The sequence below is a fragment of the Nonomuraea sp. NPDC051191 genome, assembly GCF_044455665.1.
GTDB lineage: Bacteria > Actinomycetota > Actinomycetes > Streptosporangiales > Streptosporangiaceae > Nonomuraea.
Genome location: NZ_JBITEZ010000014.1, coordinates 324,380 through 344,768, shown reverse-complemented (window position 1 = coordinate 344,768; position 20,389 = coordinate 324,380). Strand labels below are relative to the sequence as shown.

Genomic DNA, 20,389 nt, shown 5'->3' with positions numbered 1-20,389 from the left:
CCGAGCTGTGCCGCAGGCTCGACGGCATCCCGCTGGCGATCGAGCTGGCGGCGGTGCGGCTGCGCGCCCTGTCGGTGGAGCAGATCCTCGGGCTGCTGACCGACCGGTTCAGCCTGCTGGCCGGCGCGAGCCGCACAGCGCTGCCGCGCCACGCGACGCTGCGGGCGGCGATCGGCTGGAGCCACGAGCTGTGCGAGCCCGCCGAGCGGTTGTTGTGGGCGCGGCTGTCGGTGTTCGCCGGCGACTTCGAGCTCGACGCGGCCAGGTTCGTCTGCTCCGACGGGCGCCTGCCGTCGGAGGACATCACCGACCTGGTCACCGGGCTGGTGGAGAAGTCGATCCTGCTGATCAGGAGCCACCACTCCGGCGTCCGCTACAAGCTGATCGACACGCTGGCCGAGTACGGCGAGGAGTGGCTGGACAAGCTCGGCCAGTCCGAGCAGATGCGGCAGCGCCACCTGGAGTACTACCTGAGCCTGGCCCAGCGCAGCGAGGACGCGTGGTCGGGCCCTCGGCAGATCTACTGGTTCGTGCGCATGCGTCAGGAGCACGACAACGTGCGGGTCGCGCTGGAGCACGCGCTGTCCTCGCCCCTGCGCAGCGCCTCGGCTCTCACGCTGCTGGCGTCGTTGTGGTTCATGTGGGTGTGCTGTGGTTTCGTCCGGGAAGGGCGGCTCTACCTCGAACGCGCGCTGGAGGCCAACCCGGCGCCGAGCAAGGAGCGCTGCAAGGCGTTGTGGGTGCTGTCCTACGTGCGCAGCGCCCAGGGTGACAGCGTCGGCGCGCTGGCGGCGGCCGAGCAGTGCAGCACGGAGGCCGTCCGGGTGGGCGACTCCAGGGCGGTGATCCTGGCCTCGAAGATGCAGGGCACGGCCGCGCTGCTGCAGGGCGATCTGCAGAAGGCCAGCGCGCTGCTGGGCGTGGCGATCGAGTTCAACACCGACAACAAGGAGCTCAACCCGGGTCTGCTGCCCGCGATCGTCGAGCTGTCGCTGGTGCTGTCGTCGCAGGGTGAGCTGTTCGAGGCCGAGTCGCTGCTCCAGGACTGCCTCCAGGTGTGCCGCGAGCGCGGTGAGCTGTGGGTCAGCTCGTACGCCCAGTGGGCGATGTCGCGCACGCGGCTCGCCACCGCCAGGCCGGCGGAGGCGCTGCACAACGCCCGTGAGGGCCTGCGGATCAAGCGGCACTTCCATGACACGCTGGGCACGCTGCTGGTCCTGGAGACGACCGCGCGCATCCTCATCGCGCTCAAGCAGGCGCCGGCGGCGGCCAAGCTGCTGGGCGCGTTGCAGCAGAACTGGCGCTCGGCGGGTCTGCCGCAGCTGGGCGCGCCGTTCCTGACCGACGATCACGACGCGTGCGTCGAGGACTGCAAGTCGATGATGGGCGAGCTGGCCTACAAGAACGCCTTCGAGAACGGCGCCCGCCTCGACCTCGACGAGGCGTCCGCGCTCGCGCTCGGCGACCTGGACGCCCCGGCCGAGGACTGACCTCGGGGCCTCAGACGGCCTGTGGCCAGCGAGTGCCCTCCGGCCACGCGTGCACGTAACGCGCGCTGCCGAGCGAGAACTCGATGTGTCCGCGCACCCAGTGCTCAAGGCCGCGGACGTACTTCAGGACCGGCGGCGAGGCCCACTCCTCCAGCGCCTTGCGCCGGTCGAGGAAGGCCGCGATCGCCTGGTTGTGCATGTCGGAGACCTCCAGGAGGGCTTCCTGGAGGGTGAGGTCCTTGTGGGTGGCCAGCACGGTGACGAGGTTGTGCCTGGCCTTGTCGTTGCCCCGCTCCTTGGCGTAGGAGAGGAGGTCGTTGTCCCAGCCGATGAGGTCGCAGGCCAGGTCGGACAGCATGCGCACGTCGGGGTGGTGCCATTCCTCGGCTTCGAGGCGGTAACCGCCACCCGCGTCGACGAGGGCGAAGCAGGTGTAGGTGGCCCCGGTGATGCGGCGCATCAGGACGTAGTCCTGGGGGGTGGGGATCAGGTCGACCTCACGGTTGGCCGCCTCCCAGATCTGGGCGAACAGGTACTCCTTGACGGTGATGCGCCACCGGTCCACCTGCGCCGGGGTGGAGGTGGCGACGATGCGGTGGAGGAGTTCGTTGAGGGCTAGCCCGAAGGCGTCCTTGTCGTCGGGCTCTCTGCGGTCGTCCAGGATCTCCAGGAGCGGCGGCAGGGCGCGGGCGAGCGCGGAGGCCCGGTGGCCCATCAGCTCGCCCTCGCAGAACGCGTCGTCGAACGCGAAGAGCCAGTTGTACCAGTCGTTGATCAGCCGGAGGCTGTCTCGCGGGACCTCGGGGTTGGTACGGGCCGCGAGCAGGCCGATCTTGGAGCGCCGGAAGTGCTCGATGGTGTCGGCGCCCTTGAGCATGTTGGAGGCGGCCAGCCACGCGTGACTTTCCGCGTCGACCTCCGTCGCATGCACGTTGATCTCGTTGGGGAACGGGCACGGGAGCGGAGGGACGTGCAGTGGTCGGCTACCGAAGGAATGCGCAGAAGTTGCCACGTCCTTCAGCATGACCATCTGTTGTTCAAAAGGCCACACTCGGCAACTTGGAGCCCTTTAATGCCTTTTTCACACTATGGAACCCTCCAAGGGAACCGGTGAATAAACTAGGCATTCGCCATCATTCAGGCTGGGCTCGATGCCGACGGGGTGCCGTCCCGCCGATCCGCCTCCGTCTCCGGCAGCGCTCTGACCACGACCGACTTCTGTTCGAACACGGCCCCGGCGAGCGACGCCGTCCGCGCGGCCGCAGCCGGATCCGTACGCGAGAAGCCTTCATCCGGCCGCACGCGCCCGAGCCGGTCCGCGATCATCACCAAAGTGTCACCTTCGATGATGGCGAAGTTGACCGGAACGCCAGCCCCCGGCCGGCGCGCGGCGTCCTGGAGCCGCCGGCCCGGACCGCCCGGTCCCCGTCCAGGCGATGGATTGCCCCTCGATAGGGTGCCTTGCGCGGAATCGATCGGACTCGCCGTAGGTTCTGGGGAAGAGTACCTAGGGAAAGGCTGTCCAACCGTGTTCGACCCGAAGGATCTCTACAGGCTCGCAGACGACGCGCCCGAGCTGACCGATCCGGTGTTGCTGTACCACTTCGACGGTTTCGTCGACGCGGGCGGCGCCGGACGCCTCGCGCTGGGCCACCTGCTGGCCGAGCTGGAGCACCGGGTCGTGGCGACGTTCGACGTGGACCGGTTGCTCGACTACCGGTCCCGGCGGCCCATCATGACCTTCGACACCGACCGCTGGGTCGAGTGTGAGACCCCCGAACTGGCCGTCCATGTCACCCATGACGCCACGGGCACGCCGTTCCTGTTGATGAGCGGCCCGGAGCCGGATCGGGAGTGGGAGCTGTTCACCCGCGCGGTGGGGGAGTTGCTGGAACGGCTGAAGGTGAGCAAGATCGTCACGCTGCACGGCATCCCGATGGCGGTGCCGCACACGCGTCCGCTGGGCATCACCATGCACGCCAGCCGTCCTGAGCTGATCAACTCGCAGACCAGCGCCTTCGGCCGGGTCCAGGTGCCGGGGAGCGCGGCCGCGCTGCTGGAGCTGCGGCTGGGCGCGCAGGGGCACGACGCGGTCGGGTACGCGGTGCACGTGCCGCACTACCTGTCGCAGGCGGAGTACCCGACGGCGGCGGTGACCGGCCTGGAGGCGGTGACGCGGGGCACCGGCCTGGTGTTCCCGATGGAGGCGCTGCGCGACGCGGCCGACCGTACGACGACGGAGATCGAGGAGCAGATCCAGGCCTCCTCGGAGCTGTCGACCGCCATCGGCGGGCTGGAGCAGCAGTACGACGCGTTCGCGGGCGGCGCGGAGCGGGAGAACCTGATGGCCGAGACGACCCCGATGCCCACGGGCGACGAGCTGGCCGCCCAGTTCGAGCGTTTCCTCGCCGAACGCGACGACGAGTGACGGAAGGCTCCGGGGCGGCACCGGTTAACCTGGGCTGATGAGCGAGTTCCGGGTCGGCCTGATCGGATACGGCACCGCGGGCGCGTACTTCCACGCCCCGCTCGTCCATGCCACGCCGGGCCTGCGGCTGTCCGCGGTCGTGACGCGCAATCCGGAGCGGCAGGCCGAGGTGGCCCACCGGTACGGCGCGGCCGGCGTGGCGGACGTGCGGGAGCTGTGGGAGCACAGCGATCTCGTGGTGGTCGCCTCGCCCAACCGGACGCACGTGAGCATGGCCGCCGCCGCGCTCGCCGAGGGCCTGCCCGTCGTGGTGGACAAGCCGGTGGCCCGCACCGCCGAGGAGGCCCGCGAGCTGGTCCGGCTGGCCGAGGAGGCCGGCGTCATGCTGACCGTGTTCCAGAACCGGCGCTGGGACGGCGACTTCCTCACCGTCCGGCGGCTGGTCGCCGAGGGCCGGCTCGGCGACGTGCTGCGCTACGAGTCGAGGTTCGAGCGCTGGCGGCCGGCGCCCAAGGGCGGCTGGCGGGAGACCGGCGGCGCGGAGGAGATCGGCGGCCTGCTCTACGACCTGGGTACCCACCTGGTCGACCAGGCGCTGCAACTGTTCGGCCCGGCGCACGAGGTCTACTGCGAGAGCGACGTCCGGCGGGAGGGCGTGGCCTCCGACGACGACACGTTCATCGCGCTGAGGCACGCGGGCGGGGTGCGTTCCCACCTGTGGGCCAGCTCGGTGGCGGCGCGGCTCGGCCCACGGATGCGGGTGCTGGGCTCGGCGGGCGCGTACGTGAAGCACGGCATGGACGTGCAGGAGGAGCGCCTGCGGGCGGGCCTGACGCCCGGCTCGCCCGGGTTCGGCGCCGACGAGGAGAGCCGCTGGGGCCAGCTCGGCACCGACGACGACACCCGGCCGGTGCCCACCGAGCCGGGCGCGTACCTGGACTTCTACCGCGGGGTGGAACGCGCCCTGCGCGAAGGCGCGCCACCCCCGGTCGACCCGCGCGGCGCGATCGACACGCTGGCCGTCATCGAGGCCGCCCGCCTGTCGGCCGACCAGCGCGTGGTCGTCCGCCTGGGCTGATCGCCGCGATCAGTCGCGCAGGCGGGCGCGCAGGGCGGCGTTGTCGGCCTCGGTCCAGCCGTGGCCGCGCAGCCAGCCCAGCGGGCCGTCGAAGCGGTCGTCCAGCACCTTGAGGAACTGCTCGATGTAGCGGGCCCGGGGCATGTGGTCGTCCGTCGGGCGGGAGTCGAGGTCGTCCCGGTAGGTGTCGCTGGCGCGCAGGCGCTTGAGGATCAGCTCCAGGCGCTCGCCCGTGGCGACGTAGTCGTTCACGATGGCCTCGCGGGTGGCGCCGGCGACCTCCAGCGCCAGGGCCGACAGCACCCCGGTGCGGTCCTTGCCCGCCGCGCAGTGCACGAGCGCGGCGCCGTCGTCGAGGGTCATGGCGCGCAGGGCCGCCACGACGGCGTCGGGGCGGTCGCGCAGGTAGCCGAAGTAGAAGCCGGTGACGCGGAGCTCCTCGTCGACGACGCGCTCCTGCCAGGGCAGCACGCGGTCGCCGTCGATGGAGTCGGCCTCGACGTCGGTGTGCCTGCCGCCCTCGGCGAAGAGCGTCAGATGGTGGTGGGTCACCTCCGGTGCCCGGGTCAGCGGGCCGGGGCCTTCCAGGGAGACCTCGGCGGTGGAGCGCAGGTCCACGACGTGGCGCAGGTTCAGCTCGCTCACCAGGAGCGACACGTCCGCCGGTGTGAGGCCCTGCAGGTTGTCGGCCCGGAGGATCCGGCCGCGGCGGGTGACCCCGCCGTCACGGGTGGGAAGCTCGCCCAGGTCACGTACGTTGACGGCGCCTTCCAGATCGATCCATCTTGTCATCTCATTCATCATCTCGACCTTATATGTCGGCCAATCATGAGCGAATTCCTAGTTCATAACGCAGCATGAACGTATGGATCCACGCGCACTGCCTCCCCGGCTGGTGATCGATCCATCGCTGCCCCCGGAGATCTCGGTCGAGTTGCGGTCGAGCCCGCACATCCTTCATATGGCCCGTTCCGGCAGGCGGATGGATCCCAGCTTCAGCCCCGTCCTGCTTTTCGCGCTTCCGGCCCTGCTGGTGATGATCTTGATCGTGACCGGCAGCCCTTCGGCCGCCTTCGTGGCCGGGCTCGGCATGGGGCTGATCGCCCTGATCCGGTGGATGGCGTTGGACAGTTCCCACCGGATCGTCAAACGAAGGCTGCGTCTCGCCACCACGTACGCCGACCGCTACGTGCTCCCCGAGGACCTCGACCGTCCCTGCCAGGTGCTGCTGCGCCGCGCCCAGGACGCGGCCTCGGCCGTGCTGAACTCCAAGGTGCACAAGGCCGGGCTGATCGACTCGGTGGAGAACCAGGTGTCGCTGCCCGAGGAGGTCTGGCAGATCGCGCACCGGCTGCGGCGGCTGTCGTCGATGCACGCCGAGCACGGCCGGATCATCCCCCACGAGCTGCCGCCGGGCATGGAGGACGCGTTCAAGCCGTACACCAGCGCCCTCGACGCCGCCTGGACGTCGCTCTCGCACCGCGTACGCCACCTGGAGAAGTACGCCAAGCAGGTGCTCAAGGCGGACAAGGTCTACCACGCCCACAGACGCCTGGAGACGCTGGCCGCCAAGACCCCCGAGTACCAGCAGCTCCTGGCCGACACCGTCCGGGACGAGCTGGCGCACGAGCGCATCAGGGAGCTGTCCGACCAGGCGGCCCACGTGCGCAAGTTGTTCGAGGAGAGCGTCATGCAGGCCAGGCAGGCGGCGGGCGAGCTGCTGAGAAGCCCCTTCAGCGACGCGTACGGCACCGGCGCGATCGGCCCCCGCACCGACGGACCCGACCGGCGCGCGCACCGCGGCACCCGCCACGGCGACACGCAGCCCCACGGGACGCCCCACCACGGCGACACGAACGCCCACCGCCCGAGCGGCCCGCAGCGGCACCCCTCGCGCGACTCCTGACCCCCGCGGCACCCCCGGCGGGCACCCCTCGCGCGACTCCTGACCCCCGGCGCCCCCGGCGGGCGGTCAGGGCCGGGCCTGGCGCAGGAGTTCCAGGGTGCGGCGCATGCCCGCCTCGTTGCCCAGGCTGCGGTAGATCTCCCTGGCCTGCTCCAGCGGCCCGACCGCCGCGCCGGCCCCGCCCGCGTCCAGATGCGCCTCGCCGAGGTAGCGCAGGCTCCTGGCCATCCACCAGCGGTCCTCCAGCTCCTGGAACCCGCGGACGGCGCGGCGCAGCTCGTGCTCGGACTCCTCGATCCGTTGCAGGCGGGCCAGCGCCCGCCCGGCCGACACGGCGGTGCGGGCCACCCCCCACGAGTCGCCGAGCGCCACCAGGATCTCATCGGCCCGCCGGACGTACTCCAGCTCCCGCAGCCCGCTCGCCGGGTCGCCCACCTCGCCCGCGGCGCGCAGGCAGCGGGCCTCCTCCCACAGCTCGCCGCGCTGCCGGAACATCTCGGCCGCCCGATCGAGGCTGAACCCGGCCCTGACGAACAGAGCGTCGGAGGCCCGGTGGTCGCCGGCCAGGCGCTCGCCGCGCGCCTGGGCGGCCAGCACCTCGCCGTAGACGCGCAGGGTCTGGGCCTCGGAGTAGCGGTTGCCCGCCCGCTGGAAGATCTCCAGGGCGTCTTCGAGCAGGTCGCGGGCCTCCTCGGGGCGGCGTTCCGCCATGCGCATCTCGGCCAGGTTGCGCTGGGTGCGGGCCGTCCACCACAGGTCGTCCTCGGCCTTGAACGCGGTGATCGCCCTGACCAGGTAGTCCTGGGCGCGGTCGAGGTGCCCGCCGCTGAACATTGTCATGCCGACCGTGCGTGTGGCGCGGGCCGCCCACCAGGTCTCGCCGAGGCCGTCGAAGATCTCCAGCGCCTGCTCGGCCTCGCGCAGGCCGCGCTCGCGCAGGCCCATGCCGCCGCGCACCGCCGCGCTGTCCAGCAGCGCGATGGCCAGCGCGCGCCGGTCGCCGGTACGCCGCGCCGCCTCGCAGCCGATGTCGGCGACGGCCGCCCAGTCGGCCCAGTAGGCCCGCAGCGAGTGACACAGCGAGCAGAACGCCCTGGCCAGCCCCCAGGTCAGCTCCCAGAGCCCGAGCTGCTCGGCCAGGTTGATCATGGCGAGCAGTGACAGCCGCTCGGCGTTGAGCCAGTCGCCCGCCCCGAACCGTCCCTCGGGCCCGGCGCGGCGGCCGCCCTTGCTCCAGTTCTGCGGCCAGCGGTTCTGGGCCGCCTCCTCGGCCCGGCGGCGGTAGCCGTGCAGGACGCGCTCGACGGCGGCCCTGCGGCGTTCGTCCTCGTCCTGGCCGGACAGCTCGGCGGCGAACACCCGGACCAGGTCGTGCAGGCGGTAGCGCATCGCGCCGGCCTGGTCGGTGCCGGAGCACTCGGCGAGCTGGGCGTCGATCAGGGCTTCGAGCTGGTCGGCGCCGTCGAGGCCGGAGATGTCGAGCAGTTCCCCGGCCACCCAGCCGGGCACGTCAGGCGCGGGCAGCGCGCTGAGCAGGCGCAGCAGGCGGCGCTGGATCCCGGTGCAGTCGTCGTAGCTGAGCTGCACCGAGGCCCGTACGCTCTTGTCCACGCCTTGGGCCACCTGGAGCTGGTCGAGGCGGCGGCGCTCGTCGGCCAGCCGCCCGGCCATCTCGCGCAGGGTCCACTGCTCGCGGGTGGCCAGCCGGCCGCCGCAGATGTTGATCGCCAGCGGCAGGTGGTCGCAGAGCCGGACGATCTCCTTGGCCGACTCCAGGTCGTCGACGACCCGCGCGCCGCCGGCCAGCCGGGCCAGCAGTTCCACGGCGTGCGCCTCGCTGAACACGCCGAGCCGGGTGTCCTGCGTGCCGTCCAGGAACAGCGGGGAGCGCGAGGTGACCAGCACCGCGCAGCCGGGCTCGGCCGGGATCAGCGGTTTGACCTGGGCGGCGTCGTGGGCGTTGTCCAGTCCGATGAGGATCTTGCGGCCCTTGGTCCAGGTCAGCCAGAGGGTGCGCAGTTCGTCGAGGCCGCCGGGGTCGGTGGCCAGGCGCACGCCGAGGCCGCGCAGGAAGCCGATCAGCACCTCTTCGGGGCGTACGGGGGCGTCGACGCCGCCGCGCAGGTCGGCGTGGAGCCGGCCGTCGGGGAACCAGCCGGCGACCTCCTGCCCGAACCTGGTCATCAGCGCCGACTTGCCGACGCCGCCGCGGCCGTACACGGAGACGACCAGGGGCGGGGACAGGTCGGAGGACTTCCGCCGGGCGGCGAAGACGGCGCGCAGGTCGGCGAGGGAGTCGGCGCGCCCGGTGAAGTGCTCGGGCACGGGCGGCCACTGGTCGGGCGGCAGGACGCCGGGCTCGGGCGCGGCCTGCCGCCGGGGCTTGGACTCGGTGGTGGCCCAGGTGGTCACGCCGACGAGCAGCGCCGCCGTGAGCGTCACCCCGATCTTGGCGAGCGGCGGGATGTCCCATTCCAGGGAGGCGGCCAGCACGCTGGCGGCACCCGCCGCGAGCCCCGCCGAGACGGGCGCCGCCCACTTTGCCCGCCTACGTCGCGGTTTGTCCGGTAAGTTTCCCGGCACCGAACACCCCCTTCCGAGGGTGATTCAAGCCGATGGGGCACGGCGAGCGCCAGCCGTGCCCCATCGTTCCGCTACAGGCCGATCACGTGACAGGTGGCCGTGGCGGTCTTGCTCGGGTCGCTCTCCGAGGTGGCGGTGAGCTTGACGCGGGCCAGCCGGTCGCCACCGGGCGCACGCACCGCGTTGACCGTCACCGGCGCCTGCTTGCCGAAGGCGACGGAGGCCAGGGCGTTGGGCACCTGGGCGGTCCAGCCCTTGCCCTGCACCTCGGCCTTGACCCGGTAGACGTCGGAGTTGAGGTAGGAGCTGACGTCCTCGGGGTGCTGCCCCTGGGCGGAGGCCGCCTTGCCGGTGTTGAACACCGGGAACGTGCAGGTGGAGACGTTCTTGCCGGTGGGGACGCCGGCCCCGGGCAGCACCCGGACGCCGCGCTTCTGCGGGCCCGAGCCGTCCAGCGAGCGGATGGCGACGGTGTAGGACAGCTCGCCGTTCCGGTTGCGCTTGAGGTCGGTGACGTAGAAGTGCAGGCGGTTGGCCTGGTCGACGTACTCGTACTGGCTGCCGGAGTCGGTGCCGGCGTGGAAGAGGGCGTCGGAGAGCTGGCGGTAGTCGCCGACGGTGATCGGCACCTTGGTCCCGTCGGGCATCACGTAGTCGGTCATGCCGATGTCCTGCGGGTTGGCGTCGATCACCCACTCGAACGGCGCCCGGTCCTCGTTCTTGGTCTTGGCCAGCAGCACGCCGGAGTCGGGGGTGAAGGAGTCGGAGCCCATCCGGTCCACGACCTCGACCGTGTAGTTCTGGTAGCCGCCGCGGTCGCACAGCGGGTCGGTCGCCGAGCAGCTGCTCTTGTCGCCGGGGGCGTCGAAGGTGATGTTGACGCCCGACAGGTCGTCCTGCCCAGGCCGTACGGCGCGGGCCAGGATCTTGGCCGTGACCAGGCCGGACTCGTCGAGCGCCTCACGCGACAGGCGCAGGACGTTCTGCTCGTCCACCATGCCGAGCTTGAGCTTGTTGCGCAGCATGTGCTGGGCGCCCATGGACGCGCCGGCCGTGGGCGGGATCAGCCAGCGGGAGTGCGGTCCACCGGGGCCGTTGAAGCTGCCGCGGCTGAGCATCTCCCACACGCCGGTGTACGCCCGGACCGGCGGCACCCCGTACGGGTTGTTGTAGTTGTCCAGCACGCCGAGGATGTGGCTGAACTCGTGGGCGTAGACCGCCATGCCGGAGCTCTCGGCCTGGACGGAGTCGACGCCGATGTTGGCGTTGGGCCAGAAGTTGGAGGCCGCCTGCCAGGAGGACCAGTCGACGTAACGGGTCTTCAGCCAGTTGGGCAGGGCGGGGTCCGGCGGGCCCCACTCGTCGGGCACGTCCTCCTTGGTCGGGAATTTCATCATCCCGAACTCCTGCCAGGTGGACGACTCGTCCTGGCCGGCGCTGAGGTAGAAGACGAAGTCGTACTGCTTGGCGACGTCCTCGCCGACGGCGTTGATCCAGGCGTTGTGGCCGTCGATGCGCAGGTTCTTGTTGCAGGTGTCGCCCGCCGGGCAGCCGGAGGTGCCGTTGAAGCCGGGCTCCAGCGCGTACTCGTGGTCCTTGCCCGGCATCGTGTACGGGCCGAACCCGGTCAGGTCGACGCCGTACCGGCCGCCGGAGTCCTCCATCCAGTACTCGTGGATGGTGTGCCCCTTGTTGAGGGCGTTCGGGGTGTTGAGGAAGTCCTGGTAGAACTTGGCCACCTGGTCACGCGGGACGTCGTGGGCCTCGGCGCTCGGGTTCGCGTAGATCGTCGAGCCCTTGGGCTGGGTGACGACGAACGCCTGGTTGGGGTAGTCGAGCAGCACCAGCGCGCCCTTGAAGGTGCGCTTGGAGCCCTTGACGGCCGGGTCGCTCCAGTTCGTGCCGGGAGGCTTCTTGTAGTCCGCCCACGTCATGTGGTCGGGGTTCTCCCAGTTCTGCGGGTCAAGGGGCGTGAGGCCACCGGGAGGACGGGCGCGCAACGTCTGGGCGTCGGCCGACTCGTCCTGCTGCCAGGGCTGGGTCTGCGGCCAGTGGTTCTGCCGCCAGGGGTACTCGGGGTCAGCGGTGGGGGGTGCTGCGGAAGCAGGGGTCGCCATCAGGCTCACCGGGATCAGCACGATGGCCGCCAGCAAGCCCTTCAGCAGCTTCTTCGGGGCATTCACGGATTGACGGTATAGACGTTATTGACGGAGATCACCGATCAGCTGTAGGGAAGACGTGTATCAACCCTTCCGACATTTGTCGAAATGTCCAGCGTGACCTAGGTGGAGCTTTGGCGGATCTCCAGCGGATCGTGGACGACCTCGCCGTCCGTCTCGGACGTCCCCTGCTGCTGGAGGACCGCGTGCAGCGCGTGATCGCCTACAGCGAGCAGAACGGCGCCATGGACGACATCCGCCGCGACTCCATCCTGCGCCGGCACACCACCCCCGAGGTGCGCGAGTGGCTGCGGGCGGCGGGCGTGCACGACGCACAGGCCCCCCTGCGCACGGCCGGCGCGCCGCACCTGGGCCTGCTGCCACGCGTGTGCGTCCCCCTGCGGCACTCCGACGGCCTGCTCGGCTTCCTGTGGTTCATCGACGCCGGGCCGTCGATGTCCGCCGAGCAGGTGGCCGAGGCCGTGGCGGCCGTCCCCGGGCTGGCGCTCGCGCTGTTCCACGAGAGCCTGGCCACCGGGCTGGCCTCGCACCGGGAGCTGGAGGCGGTCACCGGGCTGCTGCGCGGCGAACGGGACGCGGCCAGGCAGCTCATCGAGGCCGGGGCGTTCCCGCAGGGCCAGCCGGTGACCGTGCTGGTGGCGCGGCCCCGCTCGGCCGAGCCCGACGAGGGGCTGCGCCTGGCGCTCGAACAGGGGCTGCTGGCGCTGCGGCGGCGGCTGAGCGGCCACCATCCGCTGCACCTGGTGCGCTACGACCACGCGGTGCTGCTCACCGCCGGGCCGCCGGTCCCGCCCGACGAGCTGCACGCGGCCATGCCGGTGCCCGTGGTCGTGGGGGTGGGGCGTACCCGGGACGAGCTGGCGCAGGCGGCGGGGTCGTACACGGAGGCCCGGCACGCGGCCGAGGTGACCGCGCGGGTGCCGGGGCTCGGCCGGTCGGCCGAGTGGGCCCGGCTCGGCGTCTACCGGATGCTCACCCAGCTTCCCGACCAGGAGGTGCATCCCGGGCTCGACGGGCTGCTGGCCGACGAGCAGTACCTGCCGCTGCTGGAGACGCTGGAGACGTACCTGGACCTGGCGGGCAGCGCGGTGGCGACGTCCCGGGCGCTGCGACTGCACCGCACCTCGCTGTACTACCGGCTGCAACGGGTGGAGGAGCTGGCGCGTACGGACCTGAAGGACGGCGGCGAGCGGCTGGCCCTGCACCTCGGCCTGAAACTGGCCCGCCTGTCCGGGCGCTACCAGCCCCGAGGCGCCCGCGGCGACTGATTGCCTTCCCCGGCATCGCTCGCGTTTAATGCCAAAAGGGAAAATCCGACGGGAGCGCCTATGGCGGGTGCGAAGCGTGCTGTCCGGGCTTCCGGGCCGGTTCTGGGCAGGCGCGCGCCCGCGCCCGTCGTGGCCCACTCCGCTCCCCTCGTGCTGCCGGTCTGCGCCGAGCCCGTGCGCGACGGCACGGTGGTGATCAGGGGCGAGCGGGTGCTCCAGGTGGGCTCGCGGGCCGAACTGCTGTCCTGCTTCCCCGTCGCGGAGGAGATCCGCTGGCCGGGGGCGATCGTGCCCGGGCTGGTGGACGCCTGCTGCGGCCCGGCGCCGCCGGGACCGGGCGTGACCACGCGGGCCTCCGTGGTGGCCGACCCCGCCGAGCCCGCCGACCTCACGGGCGTGCCGGGCGTGCCGGGCATCGCGTACGTCGCCGCCTCCAGCGCCTCGGAGCAGGAGTGGGAGGACCACGACCGGGACGCGCTGATCACGGCGCTGCGCGAGGTGGACCGGCCGTGCCCGGTCGGGATCGCGGCCCGCACCCGCGACCCCCACGTGCTGGAGGACGTCGCCGTGCTGGCCAGGACGTTCGGCCTGCGGCTGCTGGCGGGGCTGGACCGGCACTCGCCCATGGCCCTGGACGAGGCGGGCGTGCTCGGCCCCCACTGCCACGTGACCTGCGCCCGGCCGCTCGACCCCGGCGAGCGGAAGCTGCTGCGGTTGCGGCGGAGCGTGGTCGCCGTCTGCCCGCCGGACCCCGCGCGGGCCGCCGACGTGCTGGCCCTCCTGGAGGAGGGCAACCGCCTCGCCCTGGGCAGCCACGCCCCGGACGGCCGGAACCCGGGCGGCCAGGACCCCGACCCTGGCGGCACCGGCGACCTGCTGGGGCTCGCGGCGGGCGTCCGGCGGCGGGCCCGGGAGCTCGGCCTGCGGTTACGCGGGCTGGACCGCCGCCTGGTCGAGGCCGCGACGCTGGGCGGGGCGCGGGCGCTGGGCCTGGACGCCGGTCCCGGCCGGGTCGGCTCGCTCGGGCCGGGCAGCCGGGCCGACTTCGCCGTCTTCGACGCCCGGGGGCGCTACCCGTACTCGGCGCTGATGGCCCGCCCGCCCTGCCTGGGCACGGTCATCGGCGGCACCCCCGTCTGAACCGGCGGCTTCCCCTGGACACGGCGGTCATCCGGACCGGCCACCTCTCCTCGGCACGACGCTCATCCGAACTGGCCGTCCACCACGGCCAGGAGGTCCCTGAGCTGGTCCCGCTGCTCCTGCGACAACACCGCGAACAGGCCCTCGCCGGCCGCCCTGCGCGCGTCCCTCGCCCGTTCGGCCATGGCCCGGCCGGCGTCGGTGATCACGACGAGCGTCGAGCGGCGGTTGGCCGGATCGACCTCCCTGCGCACCAGCCCGGCCTCCTCCAGCGCGTCCACGACGGGGGTCAGCGAGCGCGGCACGATCCGCAGTTCGTCGGCCAGTTGCACCATGCGCAGCGGCCGGTCGGCGTCGCCGAGCACCCGCAACGCCCGCGCCTGCCCCGGATTGAGCCCGAGCGGCACCAGCCCATGCACGTATCCGTGCCGTAGACGCCTGCCGACCAGGTGCAAGAGCTCCGCCAGCTCCTTCTCTCCCATGCCGATGAGTTTAGCCGGAACAATTATGAGTTAGCCTCTGTTTGAGTGGACATCCGAAAGGAGGCCCCATTTGGCCGACGAACCACGCGCGCCACTGCGGCGCATCATCGGGCTCTTCACCCCCTACCGCGGCCGGCTGGCCCTGGTGGGCGCGTTCATCCTGCTGTCGTCCCTGGTCGGGCTGGCCTCGCCGTTCCTGCTGCGCGAGGTGCTGGACGTGGCGATCCCGTCCCGCGACGCGCTGCTGCTCACGCTGCTGGCGCTCGGCATGATCGCCGTCGCGGTCACCACGAGCGTGTTCGACGTGCTGCAGACGCTGATCTCCACCACGGTGGGCCAGCGGGTGATGCACGACCTGCGCATCTCGGTCTACTCCCACCTGCAGCGCATGTCGCTGGCCTTCTTCACCCGCACCAGGACGGGCGAGGTGCAGTCGCGCATCGCCAACGACATCGGCGGCATGCAGTCGGTGGTCACCTCGACCGCCACCTCGATCATCTCCAACCTCACCACCGTGTTCGCCACGATCGTGGCGATGCTCGCCCTCGACTGGCGGCTGACGGTGATCTCGCTCCTGCTGCTGCCGGTGTTCGTGTGGATCAGCAGGAAGGTCGGCAGCGAGCGCAAGCGCATCACCGGCGAACGGCAGCGCAAGCTCGCCGTGATCTCCTCGATGGTCCAGGAGTCGTTGTCGATCAGCGGCGTCCTGCTGGGCCGGACCATGGGCCGCTCCGCCGAGCTGACCGAACGGTTCGGCCGCGCCTCCGACGAGCTGGCCGAGCTGGGCGTGCGGACGAGCATGGCCGGACGCTGGCGGCAGTCGTCGATCCAGATCATCATGGCCGCGATGCCCGCCCTGATCTACTGGGCCGTCGGCCACACCGGCGTCATCTCCGTCGGCACCCTCGTGGCCTTCACCACGCTGCAGTCGAGCCTGTTCCGGCCGACGGTGTCGCTGCTGCGGCTGGGCGTCGAGGTGCAGAGCTCGCTGGCGCTGTTCGGCCGCATCTTCGAGTACCTGGACCTGTCGGTGGACATCCACCCCGGAACCCGCACCCTGGACCGCGTACACGGCGAGGTGCGCTTCGAGCGGGTCGACTTCGCCTACGAGGACGAGCGCACGCTCGACGCCGTCGACGTCACCGTCCCCGCGGGCACGACGCTGGCCGTCGTGGGCGAGACCGGCTCGGGCAAGACCACCCTGAGCTACCTTCTCCCCCGCCTGTACGACGTGACCGGCGGCCGGGTCACCATCGACGGCGTGGACGTGCGCGACCTGACGTTCGAGACGCTGAGCGAGGTGGTCGGGGTGGTCTCGCAGGAGACGTACCTGTTCCACGCCTCGATCGCGGACAACCTGCGCTTCGCCCGCCCGGCGGCCACCGACGAGGAGCTGGAGGAGGCGGCGCGGGCCGCGCGCATCCACGACCACATCGCCTCGCTGCCCGACGGCTACGACACGATGGTGGGCGAGCGCGGCTACCGGTTCTCCGGCGGCGAGAAGCAGCGCCTGGCCATCGCCCGCACGCTGCTGCGCAACCCGCCGGTGCTGATCCTCGACGAGGCCACCAGCGCCCTCGACACCCAGACCGAGCGAGCCGTGCAGGAGGCCCTGGACACGCTCGCGCGGGGCCGTACGACGATCACGATCGCCCACCGCCTGTCGACCGTCCGCGACGCGGACCAGATCGTCGTGCTCGACCGCGGGAAGGTCGTCGAACGCGGCACTCACGACGGGCTGATGGCCCTCGGCGGCCACTACGCGGCCCTGGTGGACCGGGACCGCCCGCTCGAATTGGTCTGAAATTTCGCCCTAAACCAGTTTTAAACGTGTCTTACCTCACATTTCAGGCAAATCGGTATCGTCGCGATCGAGCCGCGCGTTGACTCCCCCGTTTGCCCCTTCCGAGGCTAGGACCAGTCTTGCCACCGCGCTCCTCCACCTTCCGCGCCCTGCGCCACCACAACTACCGGCTCTGGGCCGGAGCCGACATCGTCTCCGTCACCGGGACCTGGATGCAGGTGCTGGGCGTGAACTGGCTCATCCTCACCATGACGGGGTCGGCCACCAGCGTGGGGCTGAGCCTGGTCATGCAGGCGCTGCCGACGCTGCTGCTGGGCATGTGGGGCGGCGCGCTGGCCGACCGGCTGCCGACCCGGCCCGTCGTCGTCGCCGCGCAGCTCGCGCAGGCCGCGCTGGCCGCCGTGCTGGCGCTGATCGCCTTCTCCGGCGTCGACTCCGTCGTGCCGATCTACGCGGTGGCGCTGGCGGGCGGCGTGGTCTCCGCGCTCGGCGGCCCGGCGCTGGGACGCTTCGGGGCCGAGGTGGTGCCCCCGGACGACCTGCCCAACGCCATGGCGCTCGGCTCGGTCCTGAACTCGGCCGGGCGCATCCTCGGCATGAGCCTGGCCGGCGTGCTGCTGCCGTTGACCGGGAACGGCGGGCTCTTCCTGCTCAACGCGGCCACCTTCTTCGTCGTGATCGGGGCCGTCGCGGCCATGCGGCGCGCGGAGTTCCACCGGCTCGCCGCCTCCGAGCGGCAGCCCGGCGCGGTCGCCGCCGGCCTGCGGTACGTCCTGCGCACCCCCTGGCTGCTGGTGGTGCTGGCGCTCTCGCTCGTGCTGGGCAGCCTCGGCCGCAACTACCAGGTCACCATGGCCGCCATGAGCGCGGGCCCGCTGGCCGCCGGAGCCGGCGGGTACGGCCTGCTGTCCACCGTGTTCGCCGTCGGCACCGTCGTGGGCGGCTTCCTGGCCGCTGCCCGGCCGCACCTGACGATCCGGCTGCTGCTGGTCACCGCGTTCCTGACCGGGGTCGCGCAGGCGCTGAGCGGCCTGATGCCCGCCCTGGGGACGTTCGCCACGATGATGCTGCCGATCGCGGCGGGCGCGATGATCATCGACACCACGGTCTCGGCACGGGCGCAGCTCGACAGCCCCGAGGAGATGCGCGGGCGGGTCCTCGCCGCGCTCGGCATGGTGAGCGCGGGCGCGGGCGCGATCGGCGGCCCGCTGCTCGGCTGGCTGAGCGACGCGTTCGGGCCGCGCCTGTCGCTGGGCGTCGGCGGCGTGTCGTGCGTGGCCGCGACGCTGCTCGCGGCGCTCGTGCTGGCCCGCCTGTCCGGCCGGACCGTCCGTCAGGCGGCCTTCCGTCCACGGCTGGAGAACGCCTGACTCCGGGACGGGCTTAGTCTCTTCACGTGCACAACACCAGATACGCCCCGAACGGCATGGTGTCCAGCGTCGACCACCTGGCCTCGGCCGCCGGGGTGGGCGCGCTGGACCGCGGCGGTTCGGCGGCCGACGCGGCGATCGCGGCCAACGCCGTGCTCGCCGTGGTCGCACCCCACATGTGCGGCCTCGGCGGCGACCTGTTCGCGCTCGTCCACGACGGCACGGTCACCGCGCTCAACGCCTCCGGCCGGGCCGGGGCCGGCGCCGACCCCGCCCGGCTGCGCGCCGAGGGGCACACCCGCATGCCGCACCTGCACGACATCCGGTCGACGCCGGTGCCCGGCTGCATCGACGGGTGGTTCGCCCTGCACGCCAGGCACGGCCGCCTGCCCATGGCCGAGCTGCTGCGGCCCGCGATCGCGCTGGCCCGTGACGGCTTCCCCGCCTCCCCGCTGCTGCTCCCCGGCGCCCGTACGGCGGCCGGGCGGCCCGGCGGCGGCGACTTCGCCCACGTACGTCAGGCCGGCGACCGGATCACCCGCCCCGGCGTGGCCCGCGCCCTCCAGGCCGTGGCCGACGGCGGCCGCGACGGCTTCTACCTCGGCGAGTTCGGGCAGGGCCTGATCGAGCTCGGCGCGGGCGAGTTCACCGAATCCGACCTGGCCGCCCCCGGCGCCGACTGGGCCGAGCCGCTGCGGGTGCGCGCCTTCGGCCACGACGTCTGGTCGATGCCGCCCAACTCGCAGGGCTACCTGCTGCTGATGTCCCTGGCCGTCCTCGACGGGCTCGACCTGCCCGGCTCGCCCCGCCATCCGGCCTGGGCGCACCTGCTGGCCGAGGCCGCCAGGGCCGCCGGGCACGACCGGCTCGCCCTGTTGCACGAAGACGCCAAGGACCTGCTCGACCCCGGCGAGATCGCCCGCCGCCGGGCGCTGGTCGACCCGGTCAGGCGCAACCGGCTGCGGGCGCCGTCCGCCGACGGCGACACGACGTACCTGTGCGCGGTCGACGGCGACGGCATGGGCGTGTCGCTGATCCAGTCGAACGCGTCCGGGTTCGGCGGCATGCTCTTCGAGCCGCGTACCGGGATCAACCTCCACAATCGCGGCATCGGCTTCTCGCTGCGTCCCGGCCACCCGGCCGAGTACGGCCCCGGCCGCCGTCCGCCGCACACCCTGGCCCCCGCGCTGATCACCCGTCCCGGCGGCGGGCTGCGCACGGTCGTGGGCACGATGGGCGGCGACGCGCAGCCGCAGATCCTGGCCCAGGTCATCACCCGCCTGCTGCACCACGGCGAGGAGCCCGGCCAGGCGCTGGCCGCCCCGCGCTGGCGGCTGGGCGGCGGCAACGGCTTCGACACCTGGGACGCCCCCGACGACGCCGTGCTCGACCTGGAGGAGGGCACCACCTGGGCCGACGGCCTGACCGCGCTCGGCCACCCGGTGCGCACGCTGCCGTACGGGGGCGCCTTCGGCCACGCCCACCTCATCGACGTGCGTCCCGACGGCATGCTGGCGGGCGCCGCCGACCCCCGCTCCCTCGTCGGCGCCGCGATCGGCCGCTGAATGGACAAGGATGCGCTACCGGACGCCCTAAACCGGGCCAAGTCATAGGATTTCGGTCCGCATGGTGGGTAGGGGCGCAGTATGAGCGAACTACCTCCGGACCGATTCGGCATGGCCGACGAGCAGGACATCGAGGTCAGGGAGTGGACCGACGACCTCGGCCTGCACCACGAGGTCAAAGAGGACGACCCCCAGCGCGAGGCCACGCTCGACGAGCGGCTGCGCCAGGAGCTGCCCGACCGCCCGCGGCGCGCCCCGCGGGCGGAACACCGCCTGACCGAGCCCGACGAGGGCGCCCACCCCGACACCGAGGACGAGGCCATCGGCGTGGACTGGGACGCCGACCGGGAGGACCTGTCGGCCGAGGAACGCGCCCTGCGCATCGACCCCGACGAGGACCTCACCTGAGGGGGGTGCCGGAAACCCTCACATGAGCCGCCGCAGCGCCGGCAGCAGGTCGTGCAGGTCGTCGACGATCACGTCGGCGGTCTTGGCCTGCGGCCGCTCGGCGTGCAGGAAGCCCCACGGACCGCGGCGCAGCAACGCGGTGCGCATGCCCGCGCGGGCGGCGGGCAGCACGTCGTTGTCGAGCCGGTCGCCGACGTAGAGGATCTCGGCCGGCTCGCGCCCGGCCACCGAGGCCACCTTGGCGAAGAACTCCGGAGCGGGCTTGGACAACCCCCAGCCCTCGGAGGTGTGCACGGAGTCCACCGGCAGGTCCATCGCCACCAGGGCGTCGAAGGCCCGGCGGGGCTGGTTGCCGGCGATGATCACCTGGAACCCGGCCGCGCGCAGCGCCGCCAGGGCCACCCGCACGTCGGGGTAGAGGTCGTCGGCGTCGAAGTGGTTGCGCAGGCCGTCGGGGTCGTCGCGCTCCCAGGCGGCGATCTCGGCCTTCACGTCGAGCCCCGGCCGGACCAGCTCGAACGCCTCCCGGTGGGAACGGTCGAGCGCCGCCATGCCGCCGAGCGCGCCCATGAGCACGAACCTGCTCACCCCCAGCCGGTCGGCCCAGCGCGACCAGATGCGCGTCTCGTCGATCAGCGTCTCGCCGACGTCGAGCACGACGGCCTTGACGGCCTTGACCATCATTCC

Annotated in this window: 17 protein-coding genes; 10 read left to right on the top strand and 7 right to left on the bottom strand. The window is 72.2% G+C overall.

Going from position 1 to position 20,389, the window contains the following annotated elements; genetic code table 11:
- Positions 1-1,490, top strand: a 1,490-nt coding sequence (locus ACIA8R_RS37640; RefSeq protein WP_397042388.1) for an ATP-binding protein, incomplete at its 5' end; no start/stop codon positions are given.
- Between the two features lie 10 nt (positions 1,491-1,500).
- On the opposite strand, the gene ACIA8R_RS37635 is transcribed toward ACIA8R_RS37640, so the two are convergent.
- Positions 1,501-2,421 carry a hypothetical protein gene (locus ACIA8R_RS37635; protein ID WP_357697840.1) on the bottom strand — a complete coding sequence of 307 codons (921 nt, stop codon included), beginning with the start codon at positions 2,419-2,421 and terminating at the stop codon, positions 1,501-1,503.
- Positions 2,422-2,627: 206 nt separating this feature from the next.
- On the bottom strand, positions 2,628-2,819 hold the full coding sequence (locus tag ACIA8R_RS37630) for a hypothetical protein (RefSeq protein ID WP_364090331.1): 192 nt from the start codon (positions 2,817-2,819) through the stop codon (positions 2,628-2,630).
- A 199-nt stretch (positions 2,820-3,018) separates the two neighbouring features.
- On the opposite strand from ACIA8R_RS37630, the gene ACIA8R_RS37625 reads away from it, so the two are divergent.
- A complete protein-coding gene (locus ACIA8R_RS37625; protein ID WP_357697836.1) occupies positions 3,019-3,918 on the top strand; it encodes a PAC2 family protein in 900 nt (299 codons plus the stop codon).
- Positions 3,919-3,955: 37 nt separating this feature from the next.
- Positions 3,956-4,996 (top strand): Gfo/Idh/MocA family oxidoreductase, encoded by a 1,041-nt coding sequence (locus ACIA8R_RS37620; RefSeq protein WP_397042387.1) that lies wholly within the window; start codon positions 3,956-3,958, stop codon positions 4,994-4,996.
- Positions 4,997-5,005: 9 nt separating this feature from the next.
- Here the strand turns inward: ACIA8R_RS37620 and ACIA8R_RS37615 are convergent, their stop codons facing one another.
- Complete coding sequence (locus tag ACIA8R_RS37615) at positions 5,006-5,788, bottom strand: tyrosine-protein phosphatase (RefSeq protein ID WP_357697832.1); 783 nt, start codon at positions 5,786-5,788, stop codon at positions 5,006-5,008.
- Between the two features lie 73 nt (positions 5,789-5,861).
- Between ACIA8R_RS37615 and ACIA8R_RS37610 the strand changes: the two genes are divergently transcribed.
- Positions 5,862-6,902, top strand: coding sequence for a hypothetical protein (locus ACIA8R_RS37610; RefSeq protein ID WP_397042386.1), 1,041 nt, complete (start codon positions 5,862-5,864; stop codon positions 6,900-6,902).
- Between the two features lie 66 nt (positions 6,903-6,968).
- Here the strand turns inward: ACIA8R_RS37610 and ACIA8R_RS37605 are convergent, their stop codons facing one another.
- Together ACIA8R_RS37605 and ACIA8R_RS37600 are read right to left on the bottom strand one after the other, a co-directional pair.
- Complete coding sequence (locus tag ACIA8R_RS37605; RefSeq protein ID WP_397042385.1) at positions 6,969-9,395, bottom strand: ATP-binding protein; 2,427 nt, start codon at positions 9,393-9,395, stop codon at positions 6,969-6,971.
- A gap of 161 nt (positions 9,396-9,556) precedes the next feature.
- Positions 9,557-11,668: a M6 family metalloprotease domain-containing protein gene (locus ACIA8R_RS37600; protein WP_397042384.1), complete on the bottom strand. Its 2,112-nt coding sequence runs from the start codon at positions 11,666-11,668 to the stop codon at positions 9,557-9,559.
- A gap of 110 nt (positions 11,669-11,778) precedes the next feature.
- On the opposite strand from ACIA8R_RS37600, the gene ACIA8R_RS37595 reads away from it, so the two are divergent.
- Both ACIA8R_RS37595 and ACIA8R_RS37590 read left to right on the top strand, forming a co-directional pair.
- Positions 11,779-12,933 (top strand): PucR family transcriptional regulator, encoded by a 1,155-nt coding sequence (locus ACIA8R_RS37595; RefSeq protein WP_397042383.1) that lies wholly within the window; start codon positions 11,779-11,781, stop codon positions 12,931-12,933.
- A 60-nt stretch (positions 12,934-12,993) separates the two neighbouring features.
- Entirely contained in the window at positions 12,994-14,073 is a 1,080-nt protein-coding gene (locus tag ACIA8R_RS37590; RefSeq protein WP_364090349.1) for an amidohydrolase family protein, read from the top strand.
- A gap of 62 nt (positions 14,074-14,135) precedes the next feature.
- On the opposite strand, the gene ACIA8R_RS37585 is transcribed toward ACIA8R_RS37590, so the two are convergent.
- Entirely contained in the window at positions 14,136-14,555 is a 420-nt protein-coding gene (locus ACIA8R_RS37585) for a MarR family transcriptional regulator (RefSeq protein ID WP_357697821.1), read from the bottom strand.
- Between the two features lie 70 nt (positions 14,556-14,625).
- Between ACIA8R_RS37585 and ACIA8R_RS37580 the strand changes: the two genes are divergently transcribed.
- From ACIA8R_RS37580 to ACIA8R_RS37565, 4 genes are all read left to right on the top strand, one after another.
- Positions 14,626-16,359: an ABC transporter ATP-binding protein gene (locus tag ACIA8R_RS37580; RefSeq protein WP_397042382.1), complete on the top strand. Its 1,734-nt coding sequence runs from the start codon at positions 14,626-14,628 to the stop codon at positions 16,357-16,359.
- A 119-nt stretch (positions 16,360-16,478) separates the two neighbouring features.
- Positions 16,479-17,729: an MFS transporter gene (locus ACIA8R_RS37575; protein ID WP_397042381.1), complete on the top strand. Its 1,251-nt coding sequence runs from the start codon at positions 16,479-16,481 to the stop codon at positions 17,727-17,729.
- A 26-nt stretch (positions 17,730-17,755) separates the two neighbouring features.
- The gene (locus tag ACIA8R_RS37570) at positions 17,756-19,294 is read left to right on the top strand and encodes a gamma-glutamyltransferase family protein (RefSeq protein ID WP_397042380.1); all 1,539 of its coding nucleotides are present in this window, start codon (positions 17,756-17,758) and stop codon (positions 19,292-19,294) included.
- A gap of 81 nt (positions 19,295-19,375) precedes the next feature.
- Positions 19,376-19,702 carry a DUF5709 domain-containing protein gene (locus tag ACIA8R_RS37565; RefSeq protein WP_357697814.1) on the top strand — a complete coding sequence of 109 codons (327 nt, stop codon included), beginning with the start codon at positions 19,376-19,378 and terminating at the stop codon, positions 19,700-19,702.
- Between the two features lie 18 nt (positions 19,703-19,720).
- Here ACIA8R_RS37565 and ACIA8R_RS37560 read toward each other — a convergent pair whose 3' ends face one another.
- Positions 19,721-20,386 (bottom strand): HAD family hydrolase, encoded by a 666-nt coding sequence (locus tag ACIA8R_RS37560; RefSeq protein WP_364090359.1) that lies wholly within the window; start codon positions 20,384-20,386, stop codon positions 19,721-19,723.
- Between the last annotated feature and the right edge of the window lie 3 nt (positions 20,387-20,389).